We start from the raw sequence: 15,420 nt of genomic DNA, 5'->3' as shown, positions 1-15,420 counted from the left end.
TGGCTCGACGGCGACTTTGAAGCGAACCAGACGTGATAGCGCAACAGCACGACGCGAGCGGCGCGCACTTCGCCTTCACCGACCGGTGGGGCGGGGTGAGCGCCGCTCCGTATGACGAGCTCAACCTCGGCGGGGCGGTCGGCGACGCCCCCCAGGCCGTACGGGCCAACCGGGAACTGGCCGCCAAGGCGATGGGCCTGGACCCGGCGGCGGTCGTATGGATGAACCAGGTGCACGGCCGGGACGTCGCGGTGGTCGACGGACCGTGGGCCGACGGGGAGATCCCGGCGGTGGACGCGGTGGTGACCCGGCGTCAAGGTCTCGCCCTGGCCGTCCTCACCGCCGACTGCACCCCGGTGCTGCTGGCCGATCCGGTGGCCGGGATCATCGGCGCCGCCCACGCCGGCCGGCCGGGTCTGGTCGCCGGAGTGGTCCCGGCGGTGGTGGAGGCGATGACCGAACAGGGCGCTGAGCCTGCCCGGATCGTCGCCCGTATCGGCCCCGCGGTGTGCGGCCGCTGCTACGAGGTTCCCGCGGACATGCGCGCCGATGTCGCCGCGACGGTGCCCGAGGCATGGGCCGAAACCAGCTGGGGTACCCCGGCGGTGGACGTGGTGGCCGGTGTCCGGGCCCAACTGGCCCGGTCCGGTGTGCGGATGGACGAGGCGGATGGAGAATCTCACATCTGCACCCTGGAGTCGGCGGACCACTTCTCGTACCGGCGCGAGCGCATCACGGGGCGGCTCGCGAGCTATGTCTGGTTGGCCGGCTGAGTCGTGACGGATCGCAAGGCGGAACTGGCCGCCAATCTGGCCCGGGTGGAGGAACGTATCTCTGCTGCCTGTGCCACGGCCGGTCGCAAGCGCGAAGAGGTGACCCGGATCGTGGTCACCAAGACCTATCCGGCGAGCGATGTCCGTTTGCTCGCGGAACTCGGCGTACGGCATGTCGCCGAGAACCGCGATCAGGAAGCAGCTCCCAAAGCTGCGGAATGCGCGGATTTGCCACTGATCTGGCACTTTGTCGGACAGTTGCAGACCAATAAGGTTCGTTCGGTATCGAGTTATGCCGATGTGGTGCAATCTGTCGATCGTAAGCGATTGGTTGACGCGCTCTCCCGTGCGGCCGTGGGGGCCGCACGGGAGCTGGGCGTCCTGATTCAGGTCGCGCTCGACGCGGACTCCGACGAACGGGGAGGGCGCGGAGGTGTCGGACCGGACGGAGTGGCACGGCTCGCCGATTCCGTGGCCGAGGCCGAAGGGCTGCGGCTCGACGGTCTGATGACCGTCGCCCCGCTGACGGGTCCTTATGAAGGGCGGCCGCGGGCGGCGTTCGACCGGCTGATGGAAATCTCGTCCCGCCTGCGCGTGGCCCATCCGGCTGCCACCATGGTTTCGGCGGGGATGAGCTCGGACCTCGAGGAAGCGGTGGCGGCGGGGGCGACACATGTGCGCGTCGGCACTGCGGTACTCGGAGTCCGACCCAGGCTCCGGTAACGTCGCGAAGAAGTCGGACCACAGCAGAAAATATGGTCATTCCCGTCAAAAGGCGGGCGGGCCACGTGGATCCATGGCATCCGGTGGCGGAGCCGATCCACCACAGAGCGGAGGACGCAGAGAATGGCCGGCGCGATGCGCAAGATGGCGGTCTACCTCGGCCTCGTGGAGGACGATGGGTACGACGGCCGGGGATTCGACCCCGACGACGAGTTCGAGCCCGAGCCGGAGCCCGAGCGGGACCGTCGGCGACATCAGGTAGTGGAGACCGAACCACGGCCGGAAAGGGGCGAATCCGTGCGAGTCGTCCATCCTCCCGCGCAGCGTGAACCGGCTCCCCTTGCGGTAGAAACCGGGCGACCCGCGCGAATTGCCCCCGTGGCGTCCATCACACCTGAACGTCAGAACTTGGAGAAGAACGCGCCCGTGATCATGCCCAAGGTTGTGTCCGAGCGGGAGCCGTACCGCATCACCACACTCCACCCCCGGACCTACAACGAGGCCCGTACTATCGGGGAACACTTCCGTGAGGGCACTCCCGTGATCATGAATCTGACGGAGATGGACGACACGGATGCGAAGCGACTTGTCGACTTTGCCGCCGGTCTGGTGTTCGGCCTCCATGGCAGCATTGAGCGGGTGACGCAGAAGGTGTTCCTGTTGTCTCCTGCTAACGTCGATGTCACGGCGGAGGACAAGGCCCGTATCGCAGAGGGCGGGTTCTTCAACCAGAGCTGAGACGCAAAAACGGCAAACCGGCAACACCGAGTCATCCGAGGCCGTAAGGCCAGTACGAACCAGGGGAGAGGGACGCGCGGGATGGGCATCGCACTACAGGTGATCTACATCGCGCTCTACTGCTTCCTGATCGTGCTGATCTTCCGGCTGGTTATGGACTATGTCTTCCAGTTCGCGCGCTCGTGGCAACCCGGTCGAGCGATGGTGGTCCTCCTCGAGGCCACCTACACTGTGACCGATCCGCCACTCAAGCTTCTGCGGCGGTTCATCCCGCCGCTGCGTCTCGGGGGTGTGGCGCTCGACCTGTCCTTCTTCGTGCTGATGATCATCGTCTGGATCCTGATCACCGTCGTGAGCAATTTTGCGAGCAGGGTGTGAACGATACGGTCTTGCCGATTGCCGACGACTACGTTGAGGTGAAGTAGAGATGCCGTTGACCCCCGAGGACGTGCGGAACAAGCAGTTCACGACCGTCCGCCTCCGAGAAGGCTATGACGAGGACGAGGTCGATGCCTTCCTCGACGAGGTCGAAGCCGAACTGACCCGGCTGTTGCGGGAGAACGAGGACCTGCGCGCCAAGCTGGCCGCCGCGACGCGTGCCGCCGCCCAGAGTCAGCAACAAGGCATGCGCAAGCCTCCCGAACAGCAGGAGAGGCCAGGCGCACCCGTGCCCGCCGCCATATCGGGACCGCAGCCGGTGCCGCCCGGCCAGCAGCAGCAGATGGGTGGGCCGCCCCAACTCCCGGGCGGTGCCCCGCAGCTGCCGGCCGGTCCGATGGGCCAGAACGGCCCCGGACCGATGCAGCAGGGCGGTCCCGGCCCGATGGGCCAGAACGGTCCGATGGGTCAGAACGGTCCCATGGGTCAGAACGGCCCGATGGGTCCCGGCGGTCCCATGGGTGGCCCGATGGGCGGTCCCGGTGGCCCCGGCGGTCCTGGCGGCCCCGGTGGTCCGCAGCTGCCGCAGCCGGGGCAGGGTCCGGGCGGCGACAGCGCCGCGCGCGTGCTCTCGCTCGCGCAGCAGACCGCTGACCAGGCGATCGCGGAGGCCCGTTCCGAGGCCAACAAGATCGTCGGCGAGGCCCGCAGCCGCGCCGAGGGCCTGGAGCGGGACGCCCGCGCCAAGGCCGACGCGCTGGAGCGGGACGCGCAGGAGAAGCACCGTGTGGCGATGGGCTCCCTGGAGTCCGCCCGTGCCACGCTCGAGCGCAAGGTCGAGGATCTGCGCGGCTTCGAGCGCGAGTACCGCACGCGGCTGAAGTCGTACCTGGAGAGCCAGCTGCGCCAGCTGGAGAACCAGGCCGACGACTCGCTCGCCCCGCCGCGTACCCCGGCGACCGCCTCGCTGCCGCCGTCCCCCTCGATGAGCGGCTCCATGGCCTCGGCCGGCGCCGGCACCATGGGCGGCCACACCATGGGCGGCAACCAGTCCATGGGCGGCCACGGTCAGAACGGCGGAGCGCCGTCCTACGGCGGACAGCAGCAGATGTCTCCCGCGATGACCCAGCCGATGGCACCGGTGCGGCCGCAGAGCCCGCAGCCGATGCAGCAGGCGCCGAGCCCGATGCGGGGCTTCCTCATCGACGAGGACGACAACTGACGCGGTACGCATAGCGCGCGGCGTTCGGCAATCACCAGGGCCGGGCCCGGGAGCGGCAAGCTCCCGGGCCCGGCCCTTTGCCGTGCGGGTGGGACGCTTTCCCCCGCCTGCCCCCGGTTCGGGACGTCGCGAGCGCCGGACGGGCTGGAACCAGCCCGTCCGGCGCTCGCGGGGTGGGGTACCGAACCCCCGGTATTACGCCTTGCGGAGGCGGAAGGTGAGGCCCAGCGGGGTGTCCGTGAACTCCTCGCCGTAGCCCTCCTCCCCGTCGCCGGAGGCGAAGTCGGTCGCGAGGACCTCGTCCGCGATCAGCTCGGCGTGGTCGGTGAGGGCCTGGCGGAGCTCCTCGTCGGCCGACCGCCAGCGCAGCGCGATCCGGTCGGCCACGTCCAGTCCGCTGTTCTTACGGGCCTCCTGGATCAGCCGGATCGCGTCACGGGCGAGACCCGCGCGGCGCAGCTCCGGGGTGATCTCCAGGTCGAGGGCGACCGTGGCACCCGCGTCGGAGGCGACCGACCAGCCCTCGCGCGGGGTCTCGGTGATGATGACCTCGTCGGGGGAGAGGGAGACCTGCTCGCCGTCCACGGTCACCGACGCCGTGCCCTCGCGCAGCGCCACCGACAGCGCGGCCGCGTCCGCCTCCGCGATCGCCTTGGCGACCGGCTGGGTGCCCTTGCCGAAACGCTTGCCCAGCGCGCGGAAGTTGGCCTTCGCGGTGGTGTCCACCAGCGAGCCGCCGACCTCGCTCAGCGACGCGAGCGAGGAGACGTTGAGCTCCTCCTCGATCTGGGCGCGCAGTTCGGTGCCGAGGGATTCGAAGCCGGACGCGGCGACCAGCGCCCGCGACAGCGGCTGGCGCGTCTTCACACCGGACTCCGCGCGGGTCGCGCGCCCCAGCTCCACCAGGCGCCGCACCAGCGCCATCCGCTCCGAGAGGACCGGGTCGATCATGGATCGGTCCGGCTCCGGCCAGGTGGCCAGGTGCACGGAGGCGGGCGCCTCGGGGGTCACCGGGACCACCAGGTCCTGCCAGACCCGCTCGGTGATGAAGGGCACCAGGGGTGCCATCAGCCGGGTGACCGTCTCGACGACATCGTGCAGGGTGCGCAGCGCGGCGGCGTCGCCCTGCCAGAAGCGGCGGCGGGAGCGGCGCACGTACCAGTTGGACAGATCGTCGACGAAGGCCGACAGCAGCTTTCCGGCGCGCTGGGTGTCGTACGCCTCCATCGCCTCGGTCACCTGCTCGGTGAGCGTGCCCAGTTCGCCCAGCAGCCAGCGGTCCAGCAGCGGCCGCTCGGCCGGGGCCGGGTCCGCCCCGGACGGCGCCCAGCCCGAGGTGCGGGCGTACAGCGCCTGGAAGGCGACCGTGTTCCAGTAGGTGAGCAGCGTCTTGCGCACGACCTCCTGGATGGTGCCGTGCCCGACCCGGCGCGCCGCCCACGGCGAGCCGCCCGCGGCCATGAACCAGCGCACCGCGTCCGCGCCGTGCTGGTCCATCAGCGGGATCGGCTGAAGGATGTTGCCCAGGTGCTTGGACATCTTCCGCCCGTCCTCGGCCAGGATGTGACCGAGGCAGACCACGTTTTCATACGAGGACTTATCGAAGACGAGCGTGCCGACCGCCATCAGCGTGTAGAACCAGCCGCGGGTCTGGTCGATGGCCTCGGAGATGAACTGCGCCGGGTAGCGCCGCTCGAAGAGCTCCTTGTTCCGGTACGGGTAGCCGTACTGCGCGAACGGCATCGAGCCCGAGTCGTACCAGGCGTCGATGACCTCGGGCACCCGCTCGGCCGTCAGCGAGCAGCCGTCGGCGGCGCAGGGGAAGGTGATCTCGTCGATGTACGGCCGGTGCGGGTCCAGTCCGCTCTGGTCGGTGCCGGTCAGCTCGGAGAGCTCGGCGAGGGAGCCGACGCAGGTGAGATGGGACTCGGCGCAGCGCCAGATGGGCAGCGGGGTGCCCCAGTAGCGATTGCGGGACAGCGCCCAGTCGATGTTGTTATTGAGCCAGTCGCCATAGCGACCGGTCTTGACCGATTCGGGGTACCAGTTGGTCTTCTCGTTCTCCCGCAGCAGCGCGTCCTTGATCGCGGTGGTGCGGATGTACCACGACGGCTGGGCGTAGTAGAGCAGCGCGGTGTGGCAGCGCCAGCAGTGCGGGTAGCTGTGCTCGTACGGCACGTGCCGGAACAGCAGACCGCGCTCCTGGAGGTCCGCCGTCAGCGCCTCGTCGGCCTTCTTGAAGAACTCGCCGCCGACCAGGCCGAGCCCCTCCTCGAAGGTGCCGTCCGGGCGGACCGGGTTGACCACCGGGAGGCCGTACGCACGGCAGGTCTTCAGGTCGTCCTCACCGAAGGCCGGGGACTGGTGGACCAGACCGGTGCCGTCCTCGGTCGTCACGTAGTCGGCGTTGACGACGAAGTGCGCGTCGGGGATCTCCACCAGCTCGAAGGGGCGCCGGTAGCTCCAGCGCTCCATCTCGGCCCCGGTGAAGGACTCCTCGGTGACGGTCCAGCCCTCGCCGAGCGCCTTCTCCACCAGCGGCTCCGCGACGACCAGCGACTCCGCGCCGTCGGTGGCGACCACATAGCGCACCTGGGGATGCGCGGCCACGGCGGTGTTGGAGACCAGGGTCCACGGCGTGGTCGTCCACACCAGCAGCGACGCCCGGCCCGCCAGCGGCCCGGAGGTCAGCGGGAAGCGGACGAAGACCGAGGGGTCGACGACCGTCTCGTAGCCCTGCGCCAGCTCGTGGTCGGACAGCCCGGTGCCGCAGCGCGGGCACCAGGGAGCGACCCGGTGGTCCTGGACCAGCAGCCCCTTGTTGAAGATCTCCTTCAGGGACCACCACACCGACTCGACGTACTCGGGGTTCATGGTCCAGTACGCGCCGTCGAGATCGGTCCAGTAGCCCATCCGCGTGGTGAGCTCGGCGAAGGCGTCGGTGTGCCGGGTGACCGACTCCCGGCACTTGGCGTTGAACTCGGCGATGCCGTACGCCTCGATGTCCTTCTTGCCGTTGAAGCCCAGCTCCTTCTCGACCGCCAGCTCGACCGGCAGGCCGTGGCAGTCCCAGCCCGCCTTACGGTCGACGTGGTAGCCCCGCATGGTGCGGAAGCGCGGGAAGACGTCCTTGAAGACGCGGGCCTCGATGTGGTGGGCGCCGGGCATGCCGTTCGCGGTCGGCGGGCCCTCGTAGAAGACCCACTCGGGCCGTCCCTCGGACTGCTCGAGGCTACGGGCGAAGATCTTGTTCTCCCGCCAGAAGTCGAGCACGGCGTGCTCGAGGGCGGGCAGGTCGACCTGGGCGGGCACCTGGCGGTACTGCGGCGTCATCGGGGCTCTTCTTCCTCCGGCGGACACGTGCTCTTTCCGGTTCCGTCGGAGGGACGAGAGCCGTGCGCTCCCGCGGTACCACCCTCCTTGACCGGCAGCGGGTGAGCTCCCGGCCCCCTCATTGGGATCGCGATGCCGGTTCTACTGGCCCAGGACGGGGGTTCTTCCGGCGGCTCCGGGGTGATCCTTCACATCGCGCTCGCCCCCGGGCTCACACCGTCCCCGGGTCGCTCTGGGCCGCCTACGACGCTACTCGTCCCCATCCACGCCTTTCGCTGCGCCCAGTGTACGGGGCCGGGACGACCGGGGCCGACCGAATAAGGCGCTGCGCCGAGTGGGGGACGGCCGGCTGCGGGGATTGACCCGAATGGCGCTACGCCGGGTGCCGTGGGCGCGGTCGTCACGCTGGGTCACTCCCGGGTACCGGATGCCGGACGGATTACGGCGCGCGGAGTGGGGCACAACGGGGGAGACCGGGTTGTCGTAGCGACAAGCCGGGCGAATCGGGCGGCGTGCCCCGTTGCCGCCCGCCCGGAGTCGATTTATCGTTCCGGAACGATTCGCGAGCAAGATCACAATATGTGAAGGGGCCGCGGCCATGGTGGCTAGGAAGACCGCCGTGCAGAAGAGCACGGCGAAGGCGACGAAGGCCGCGCCCGCCGAGAAGAGCGCCTCGGGCAAGAAGGCCGCGCACAAGACCGCGGCGGCCGACGGGGCCGTCGCGCAGGGCCCCGCCAAGGCCGCGTCCGCGAAGAAGAGCGCACCGAGGAAGAAGGCGGCCACACCCGCCAGGAGGAACGCATCCGCCAAGACGGCCGCGCCCGCCGAGGAAGGTGCGGCCGGGAAGACCGTGGCCGACGAGACCACGGCCGGGAAGACCACGGTCAGGAAGGCCACGCCCGCCGGCAAGGCGGTGCCCGCGAAGAAGACGGGAGCCAGGAAAGTGGTTGCGAAGAAGACCCCGGACGGTGCGCCGACCGACGAGAAGCCCACGACGACCGCGCCCCCGCTGCCCAAGGCCCGTGCGGCGGGCGCGCCCGCCGACCCCGCCGAGCTCGCGGTACGCCCCGGTGAGGACCCCTGGTCGGCCGAGGAGGTGGAGGAGGCGCGCACCGAGCTGCTGACCGAGGCCGGCCGGCTGCGCACCGAGATCCTCGCCTCCGAGCAGGCGATCACCGGGCTGATGCGCGACTCCGGTGACGGCGCCGGCGACGACCAGGCCGACACCGGCACCAAGAACATCACCCGCGAGCACGAGATGGCCCTGGCCGGGAACGCCCGCGAGATGCTGCTCCAGACCGAGCGGGCCCTGGAGCGGCTGGACACCGGGACGTACGGGCTGTGCGAGAACTGCGGCAACGCGATCGGCAAGGCCCGGATGCAGGCGTTCCCCAGGGCCACACTGTGTGTCGAATGCAAGCAGCGCCAGGAGCGCCGCTGACGCCCGTACGTGTGTGCCGTACCCTCGTCCCTCACAGGGGGAGACTGGCCCGGAGAGGTTGAGGGACTCACGTGACAGAGGCGGAGCAGGCCATCGGTACGCCAGACGCGGGGAAGGCGGAGGGGGGCGCCGGGACCAGCGCTGCGGGAGCCGGAGCCGAGGAGACCGCGGCGGACAGAGGGCGGCGGCGGGTCGGAGTGCTCCTCGGAGTCGCCGCGCTGGCCTATCTGATCGACCTGATCAGCAAGCTGGCCGTGGTCGCGAAGCTGGAGCACCACGCTCCGGTCGAGGTGATCGGCACCTGGCTCCAGTTCGAGGTGATCCGCAACCGGGGCGCGGCCTTCGGCTTCGGTGAGGCCATGACCATCGTCTTCACGGTGATCGCGGTCGGGGTCATCGTGGTGATCGCGCGGCTGGCCCGCAAGCTCTACAGCGTGCCCTGGGCCATCGCGCTCGGTCTGCTGCTCGGCGGGGCCTTCGGCAACCTCACCGACCGGGTCTTCCGGGCGCCCGGGGACTTCCAGGGAGCGGTGGTGGACTTCATCGCGCCAGCCCACTTCGCGGTCTTCAACCTCGCCGATTCGGCCATCGTGTGCGGCGGCTTCCTGATCGTGATCCTGTCCTTCCGCGGCCTGGATCCGGACGGCACGGTCCACAAGGACTGACCCGGCGGCGGTCCGCCGGACGGGACCGCGGAGGCACCGGTCCGGCCAGGACAGGGGCGGACCGGCCGGTATCCGACGGGCGTACGAACCGGTGCGCCCGGTCCGGCATACTCGTCGGGTGAGTACGATTCCCGAGATCCGCACCCTGCCCGTACCGGACGGTCTGGAAGGCGAGCGCGTCGATGCCGCGATCGCCCGTATGTTCGGCTTCTCCCGGACCAAGGCGGCCGAGCTGGCCGCCGCCGGAAAGGTGCAGCTCGACGGCAGTGTCGCCGGGAAGTCCGACCGGGTCTCCGGGGGTGCCTGGCTCGAGGTCGAGATGCCGCGGGCCGCGCCGCCGGTGCGGGTCGTCGCCGAGCCCGTCGAGGGCATGGAGATCGTGCACGACGACGAGGACATCGTGGTCGTCTCCAAGCCGGTCGGCGTCGCCGCCCACCCCAGCCCCGGCTGGACCGGACCCACCGTGATCGGCGGACTCGCCGCCGCCGGCTTCCGGGTCTCCACCTCGGGCGCCGCCGAGCGCCAGGGGATCGTGCACCGACTGGACGTCGGCACCTCCGGGCTCATGGTCGTCGCCAAGTCCGAGCTGGCGTACTCCGTGCTCAAGCAGGCGTTCCGCGAGCGCACCGTGGACAAGCGCTACCACGCGCTGGTCCAGGGCCACCCGGACCCGCTGAGCGGCACCATCGACGCCCCGATCGGGCGCCATCCGCAGCACGACTACAAGTGGGCCGTGACGGCGGAGGGCAAGCCGAGCGTCACCCACTACGACCTCATTGAGGCGTTCCGGGCCGCGAGCCTGCTGGACATCAAGCTGGAGACGGGCCGCACCCACCAGATCCGGGTGCACATGGCCGCCCACCGCCACCCCTGTGTCGGCGACCTCACCTACGGCGCGGACCCGACGCTCGCCAAGCGGCTGAGGCTGACCCGGCAGTGGCTGCACGCCGTGCGGCTCGGCTTCGAGCACCCCGCGCACGGTGAATGGGTCGAGTTCGAGAGCGCCTACCCGGACGACCTGCGGGCGGCGCTGGACATCGTGAAGGCGGAGAGCGCGTGATCGAGGTCGTGGCCGACGGGGACCTGTCCGGCTGCTTCGCGGTGCGCCGGGAGGTCTTCGTGGTGGAGCAGCGGATCCCCGAGGAGGAGGAGATGGACGCGTACGACGCGCACGCAGTCCACCTCCTCGCCACCGACGCCGAGGGCCGTCCGGTGGGCACGGTCCGGTTTCTGCACGGCGCCGCCGCGGACAAGAAGTACGCCCACGCCGGTGTCGACGGCGCCACCACCGCCGTCCTGGGCCGCCTTGCGGTGGCCAGGGCGGCACGCGGCACCGGACTGGGGGCCGACCTGGTCCGGGCCGTCGAGGCGGAGGCCCGCCGGCGCGGCCTGGCCGAGGTCTATCTGGAGGCCCAGACCCATGCCCTCGGCTTCTACGAGCGGCTGGGCTACGCGGCGTACGGCCCCGAGTTCGACGAGGGCAGCGGCATCCCGCACCGCGCGATGCGGCGGGCGCTGTAGCGGGCGGTGCGGTGGCGGCGGCCGGCGCGGCCCGGGGCGCCGCGCGCCCTCAGTAGCCCCGCCCCGGGCCCTGGGCGTCCTTGCGCAGCCCGTCCTCGAAGCGGGCGAAGTGTTCGTGGCGGCCGCGGCGCTCATGGCCGCGCTCGCCTTCCAGGAGCGTCTGCGGGGGCTGGGCGGCCGGGGCGGTGGCGATGCGCGGCAGGGCGTAGGGATGGGCGTCCCGCAGCCACGTGATCATCTTCTCGCGCACCTCGCAGCGCACCGTCCACGCGTCGTCCGGGTCCCGCGCCGTGATGAGCGCCCGCACCAGGATGGTGCTCGGGGTGGTGTCCGTCACCACCAGGTTCCAGTCCCGGCCGTCCCAGGCCGGGGACTTCCTTACGATCTCGCCCAGCCGCTCCCTCATCTCCTCGACCGGCGCGCTGTGGTCGAGGTGGAAGAAGACCGTGGCCACCTTCTGGGTGCCGCCGCGCGACCAGTTCTCGAACGGCTTGCTGGTGAAGTACGAGACCGGCATGGTGATCCGCCGCTCGTCCCAGGTCCGCACGGACAGGAAGGTCAGCGTGATCTCCTCGACCGTGCCCCACTCGCCGTCCACGACCACCGTGTCGCCGATCCGCACCATGTCGCCGAAGGCGATCTGGAGCCCCGCGAAGAGGTTCCCCAGCGTGGACTGGGCGGCGACACCGGCGACGACGCCGAGGATGCCGGCCGAGGCCAGCATGGAGGTGCCGACCGTGCGCATCGTCGGGAAGGTCAGCAGCATCGCGGAGGCCGCCACCACGCCGACGATCGCGGCCACCACCCGCTGGATCAACGTCACCTGGGTGCGCACCCGGCGCACCCGCGCGGGGTCGTGCGCGCTGGAGGCGTAGCGGGAGTAGGAGGACTCCACGATGGCCGACGAGACCCGCACCGCGAGCCAGGCCGCCGCGGCGATCAGCACCAGTGCGAGCAGCCGGCCGATGGCCGTCCCGTGCTCGTGGACGACCTCCGCCTCCGTTTTGTCGTACGACCCGCCCAGCAGCGCCGTGCACACGGTCACCTGTAGCGGAAGCCGGCAGCGGCGCAGCCGGTCCCACAGGGGGGTCTCCGGGTGCCGGGCGTCGGCCCGTCGCAGCAGCCAGTCGACGGCCCAGCCGATGAACAGCGTGATGGCCAGTGAGCCGCCGATGACGACGAGCGGACGCAGCACGTCCTCCATGGACACCTACCTCATCCTTCCTTCGGGAGACTCCCGGGTGCCCTGTCCCGCCTTCCCCGGAACGGGTGCGCTCAGACCGCGACTGGCACGATGGGAGAGGACGATCCACGGAAGAACTCGCGAAAATCCACGGAAGACCCACGCAAGGGGAAGTGACAGCGGTGGCCGGTACCTCGACGATTGTTCTGTTCCACTCCGCGTACGGACTGCGGCCCGCCGTGCGGGAGGCGGCCGACCGGCTGCGCGCGGCCGGGCATGAGGTGGTCGTGCCCGACCTCTATGAGGGGCAGACCGCCGACACCGTCGAGGACGGCATGGTGATCAAGGAGCGGATCGGCCGCGACGAGCTGCTGAAGCGGGCCGTCACCGCCGCCGCGCCCTACTCGGACCGCGGGCTGGTCTACGCCGGTTTCTCGCTCGGTGGCTCCCTCGCGCAGAACCTGGCGCTGGCCGACGACAAGGCGCGCGGACTGCTTCTGCTGCACGGCACCTCGGACATCGCCGACGACGCGGCGGCCGACGAGCTGCCGGTGCAGCTGCACGTGGCCGACCCCGACCCGTTCGAGCCGCACGACTGGCTCAACGCCTGGTATCTGCGGATGCGGCGGGCGGGCGCCGATGTGGAGGTCTTCCGCTATGCCGGGGCCGGGCACATCTTCACCGACCCCGAGCTGCCGGACTACGACAAGGAGGCCGCCGAGGCCGCCTGGCGGGTGGCGCTCGGCTTCCTGGCCGACCTCTGAGCGGGCCGCCGGGCCGGCGAGCGCGATCGGCGGGCGTGCCCTGTGGGGACACGCCCGCCGATCCGGCCGGGAACAGCGTCGGCCGTTACTTCTTGAGCCCGTTCTCGATGAGCGGGGTGAACTGGTCCGGGGTCATCGGCGGGTTGCCGTTGACCTCCAGCTTCTTCCCGTTGAGCTTGAAGGACGGGGTGCCGGTGATGTCCTTGGTGTCGTCGAACGACTTGGACATGGCCAGCGCCCACCGGTCGTAAGTGCCGTTCTTCACGGCCTTCTCGAAGGCCGTGTTGCCCTTCAGCTCCTTGACCTGCTGGGCGATGTCGATCAGCTTCTGGTCGCTGGCGAAGGCGTCGTCGGTCTCGGCGGGGTGGTTCTTCGGGGCGTACAGCGCCGCCTTGTAGTCCAGGAACGCCTGCGGGCTGACGTTGAGGGCCGCGCCGAGCGCGCTCAGGGCGTTCTTCGAGCCGGCGCCGGGCGCCTGCTTGTTGTCGTCGAGGAAGGTGCCCATCGTGAACTGCGCCTTGTAGGTGCCGTCCTTGATGTCCTTGAGCACGGTCTTACCGGTGTACTCCTCGAACTGGGCACAGACCGGGCAGCGCATGTCCTCGTAGACGTGCAGGGTGTTCTTGGCCTTCTCGTCGCCGATGACGACCGTCGTGCCCTGGGAGCCGCTGGTGTGGGCGGGCTTCTTGAACGCCTCCTTCTCGGCCGCCGCCCGCCACTTCTTGTTGGCGTCGTCCGAGTGCATGTTGGTGACGGCGTAGCCGATGCCGCCGGCTATCGCCAGGACCGCGACGACCGCGCCGCCGACGAACAGCTGGCGCCGCGTCCGCTCCCGCTTGGCCTGGCGCTCACGCTCGGCGCGCAGCCGTTCGCGCGCGGCCTGCTTGTTCTGGTGGCTGTTGCGGTTGCTCATGATGGATTCGATCTCCGTGGGTGTGCGTCGTCGGTGATGCGTACGGGGGTGGGGAGCGCTGTGCTCAGGCAGCGGCCGAGCAGGGCGGTCCGCGGCGCACCACGGAGTGCACGAGGAGGGGGAGCGCCGGCGCCGGGCGCACCGGCCGTACGGGCCGCGGGGCCGGGCGCCGGTGCGCCCCGGCCAGCGCCAGGCCCGCGACGGCCAGCAGCAGCGGCCGGAAGGCGAAGGCGGCCAGGGAGCCCAGCAGACGGCCCACGGCGGCCTCGCCGCGCCGCAGCCAGGCCGAGGCGACCAGACCCACCGCGATATGCGCGGCGAGCAGCAGCCAGGGGGTGGAGGAGCTCACGGTGGCCGCCAGCGGGGTGCCGACGCCGCTCCGGGAGACCGCGGGCAGCGGACCGCCGAGGTCACCGCCGCCGCACAGGACGGTGACCCCCATGGAGCGCAGCGAGCCCGCCACGGGGCCGCCGGACTGTCCGTAGCACGCCTGCTGGCCGGTGGTGAAGACCGTGTCGGCGGCCAGCTCCAACGGGATCAGCAGGGCGGCGATGGACCAGAAACCCCGCTCCCGGCCCGCGAGGGCGTAGGCGAGGGCGAAGACGGCCACCGAGAGCGCGGCGACGGTGCCCAGGGGCAGCGGGACCCGCGACAGCAGGACATGCGAAGCCGAGGACAGCGTGACGCACAGCGCGGTGAAGAGCGCCGCGCGCACTGCCCTCAGCTGCGGTCCGGTGCCGTCCATACCTTCGAATTCTGCCACGTTCGCCCGTATGGACCAGATGAAGAACCGGCCATGGCGGCCTGCTATCCGTCCTTGAGCTGCTTGTTCACCGCTTTCGTGAACTCCGTCGCGGTCACCGGGGTGGAGCCGTTCGGCTGGAGCGGGGAGCCGTCGAGCTCGACGGTGGGCGTGCCGTTCACCCCGGAGGCGTCGAAGTCGGCGATCATCTGCTTCGCCCAGGGGTCGTAGGTGCCCTCGCGCACCGCCGCCCGGAAGGAGGCGTTCGTCTTGAGCGCGGACACCTCCTGGGAGACGTTCAGCAGATAGTCGTCGTCGGCGTAGGAGTCCTTGGACTCCACGGGGTGGTTCTTCGACGACATCAGGGCGGCCTTGTAGTCGAGGAAGGCATCGGTGCTCACGTCCAGCGCCGCCCCGAGGGCGCTCAGGGCGTTCGCGGAGCCGCTGCCGCCCATGGTCTCGTCCAGGATGGCGGCGAAGTGGAACGACACCTGGTACGTGCCGTCCTTGATGTCCTTGGCGATGGTGGGCCCGACCCCCTGTTCGAAGGCGGCGCACGGCGGGCAGCGAAGATCCTCGTAGACGTCGAGGGTGTGCCCGGAGCCGGCCTCGCCGATCACCACGGTGGTGCCGCTCGGACCGGAGCTGTGGGCGGGCGTGACGAGCTTCTGCGAGCCCCCGGAGCCGTCCGCGTCCGTGGAGCCGTCGGAGCCGCCCTGGACGACATCGGCCGCGGAGTCCTTCGAACCCGTGTCGTCGTCCGTGATCACCAGAACGCCCGCGAGCGCGGCGGCGGCCACCGTCACCGCCACGACGGCCGTGAGCCCGCTCCGGCGCTGCCGGTCCGCCGGGCCGGGCGCGCCGACCGGGCCGGGCGGCGGCGGGGGAGCGGGCGGGAAGCCCGGAGGCTGAGCAGGGGGCGGCGGATGGCCCGGCTGCTGGTACCCCGGCTGCTGGTACGGATTCCGCTGCGGATTCTGCTCGCCCCCCGGCGGCTGCTCTCCAGGCCACATGCCCGGTAACG

The 15,420-nt window shown here is 70.7% G+C and carries 15 protein-coding genes; 10 read left to right on the top strand and 5 right to left on the bottom strand.

Annotated elements, in window-relative coordinates; genetic code table 11:
• Positions 1 to 32 precede the first annotated feature (32 nt).
• From pgeF to PS467_RS12115, 5 genes are all read left to right on the top strand, one after another.
• On the top strand, positions 33 to 773 hold the full coding sequence (gene pgeF / locus PS467_RS12135) for a peptidoglycan editing factor PgeF (protein ID WP_311035273.1): 741 nt from the start codon (positions 33 to 35) through the stop codon (positions 771 to 773).
• Positions 774 to 776: 3 nt separating this feature from the next.
• A complete protein-coding gene (locus tag PS467_RS12130; protein WP_268971464.1) occupies positions 777 to 1,496 on the top strand; it encodes a YggS family pyridoxal phosphate-dependent enzyme in 720 nt (239 codons plus the stop codon).
• 123 nt (positions 1,497 to 1,619) lie between these two features.
• Complete coding sequence (locus tag PS467_RS12125; RefSeq protein ID WP_020872079.1) at positions 1,620 to 2,234, top strand: cell division protein SepF; 615 nt, start codon at positions 1,620 to 1,622, stop codon at positions 2,232 to 2,234.
• Between the two features lie 81 nt (positions 2,235 to 2,315).
• Positions 2,316 to 2,612, top strand: coding sequence for a YggT family protein (locus tag PS467_RS12120; protein ID WP_268971462.1), 297 nt, complete (start codon positions 2,316 to 2,318; stop codon positions 2,610 to 2,612).
• A gap of 49 nt (positions 2,613 to 2,661) precedes the next feature.
• Positions 2,662 to 3,834, top strand: a complete 1,173-nt coding sequence (locus PS467_RS12115) for a DivIVA domain-containing protein (protein ID WP_311035272.1) — start codon at positions 2,662 to 2,664, stop codon at positions 3,832 to 3,834.
• A gap of 195 nt (positions 3,835 to 4,029) precedes the next feature.
• Here PS467_RS12115 and ileS read toward each other — a convergent pair whose 3' ends face one another.
• Complete coding sequence (gene ileS, locus PS467_RS12110) at positions 4,030 to 7,167, bottom strand: isoleucine--tRNA ligase (RefSeq protein WP_311035271.1); 3,138 nt, start codon at positions 7,165 to 7,167, stop codon at positions 4,030 to 4,032.
• Between the two features lie 598 nt (positions 7,168 to 7,765).
• Here ileS and PS467_RS12105 point away from each other — a divergent pair.
• The 4 genes from PS467_RS12105 (at position 7,766) to PS467_RS12090 (ending at position 10,794) form a co-directional block, all read left to right on the top strand.
• Positions 7,766 to 8,608, top strand: a complete 843-nt coding sequence (locus tag PS467_RS12105) for a TraR/DksA family transcriptional regulator (RefSeq protein WP_311035270.1) — start codon at positions 7,766 to 7,768, stop codon at positions 8,606 to 8,608.
• Between the two features lie 71 nt (positions 8,609 to 8,679).
• Positions 8,680 to 9,273 (top strand): signal peptidase II, encoded by a 594-nt coding sequence (locus PS467_RS12100; protein WP_311035269.1) that lies wholly within the window; start codon positions 8,680 to 8,682, stop codon positions 9,271 to 9,273.
• 118 nt (positions 9,274 to 9,391) lie between these two features.
• Positions 9,392 to 10,333 (top strand): RluA family pseudouridine synthase, encoded by a 942-nt coding sequence (locus PS467_RS12095; protein ID WP_311035268.1) that lies wholly within the window; start codon positions 9,392 to 9,394, stop codon positions 10,331 to 10,333.
• Positions 10,330 to 10,794 (top strand): GNAT family N-acetyltransferase, encoded by a 465-nt coding sequence (locus tag PS467_RS12090; RefSeq protein ID WP_268971455.1) that lies wholly within the window; start codon positions 10,330 to 10,332, stop codon positions 10,792 to 10,794. The genes PS467_RS12095 and PS467_RS12090 overlap by 4 nt, the downstream gene beginning before the upstream one ends.
• Before the next feature lie 49 nt (positions 10,795 to 10,843).
• Here the strand turns inward: PS467_RS12090 and PS467_RS12085 are convergent, their stop codons facing one another.
• The gene (locus PS467_RS12085; protein ID WP_311039832.1) at positions 10,844 to 11,998 is read right to left on the bottom strand and encodes a mechanosensitive ion channel family protein; all 1,155 of its coding nucleotides are present in this window, start codon (positions 11,996 to 11,998) and stop codon (positions 10,844 to 10,846) included.
• Positions 11,999 to 12,150: 152 nt separating this feature from the next.
• Here PS467_RS12085 and PS467_RS12080 point away from each other — a divergent pair, with 152 nt between their 5' ends.
• Positions 12,151 to 12,741 (top strand): dienelactone hydrolase family protein, encoded by a 591-nt coding sequence (locus PS467_RS12080; protein ID WP_268971454.1) that lies wholly within the window; start codon positions 12,151 to 12,153, stop codon positions 12,739 to 12,741.
• Between the two features lie 85 nt (positions 12,742 to 12,826).
• On the opposite strand, the gene PS467_RS12075 is transcribed toward PS467_RS12080, so the two are convergent.
• The 3 genes from PS467_RS12075 to PS467_RS12065 all read right to left on the bottom strand — a co-directional run bounded on the left by PS467_RS12075 (position 12,827) and on the right by PS467_RS12065 (position 15,409).
• Positions 12,827 to 13,654, bottom strand: a complete 828-nt coding sequence (locus PS467_RS12075) for a DsbA family protein (protein WP_311035267.1) — start codon at positions 13,652 to 13,654, stop codon at positions 12,827 to 12,829.
• Positions 13,655 to 13,718: 64 nt separating this feature from the next.
• Positions 13,719 to 14,399 carry a hypothetical protein gene (locus PS467_RS12070; protein ID WP_311039831.1) on the bottom strand — a complete coding sequence of 227 codons (681 nt, stop codon included), beginning with the start codon at positions 14,397 to 14,399 and terminating at the stop codon, positions 13,719 to 13,721.
• Positions 14,400 to 14,461: 62 nt separating this feature from the next.
• A complete protein-coding gene (locus PS467_RS12065) occupies positions 14,462 to 15,409 on the bottom strand; it encodes a thioredoxin domain-containing protein (protein ID WP_311035266.1) in 948 nt (315 codons plus the stop codon).
• Positions 15,410 to 15,420 lie beyond the last annotated feature (11 nt).

Origin of the sequence: Streptomyces luomodiensis, assembly GCF_031679605.1 — a bacterium.
GTDB lineage: Bacteria > Actinomycetota > Actinomycetes > Streptomycetales > Streptomycetaceae > Streptomyces > Streptomyces luomodiensis.
The sequence above is the reverse complement of the archived record's forward strand: the minus strand, read 5'-3'. Positions and strand labels throughout refer to the sequence as shown.

What these genes read in the sequence shown, in the direction of transcription:
- PS467_RS12125 (WP_020872079.1), top strand. Translation starts at nt 1,620, where the DNA reads ATGGCCGGCGCGATGCGCAAGATGGCGGTCTACCTCGGCCTCGTGGAG.
- PS467_RS12120 (WP_268971462.1), top strand. Translation starts at nt 2,316, where the DNA reads ATGGGCATCGCACTACAGGTGATCTACATCGCGCTCTACTGCTTCCTG.
- PS467_RS12115 (WP_311035272.1), top strand. Translation starts at nt 2,662, where the DNA reads ATGCCGTTGACCCCCGAGGACGTGCGGAACAAGCAGTTCACGACCGTC.
- ileS (WP_311035271.1), bottom strand. Translation starts at nt 7,167, where the DNA reads ATGACGCCGCAGTACCGCCAGGTGCCCGCCCAGGTCGACCTGCCCGCC.
- PS467_RS12105 (WP_311035270.1), top strand. Translation starts at nt 7,766, where the DNA reads ATGGTGGCTAGGAAGACCGCCGTGCAGAAGAGCACGGCGAAGGCGACG.
- PS467_RS12085 (WP_311039832.1), bottom strand. Translation starts at nt 11,998, where the DNA reads ATGGAGGACGTGCTGCGTCCGCTCGTCGTCATCGGCGGCTCACTGGCC.
- PS467_RS12075 (WP_311035267.1), bottom strand. Translation starts at nt 13,654, where the DNA reads ATGAGCAACCGCAACAGCCACCAGAACAAGCAGGCCGCGCGCGAACGG.
- PS467_RS12070 (WP_311039831.1), bottom strand. Translation starts at nt 14,399, where the DNA reads ATGGACGGCACCGGACCGCAGCTGAGGGCAGTGCGCGCGGCGCTCTTC.
- PS467_RS12065 (WP_311035266.1), bottom strand. Translation starts at nt 15,409, where the DNA reads ATGTGGCCTGGAGAGCAGCCGCCGGGGGGCGAGCAGAATCCGCAGCGG.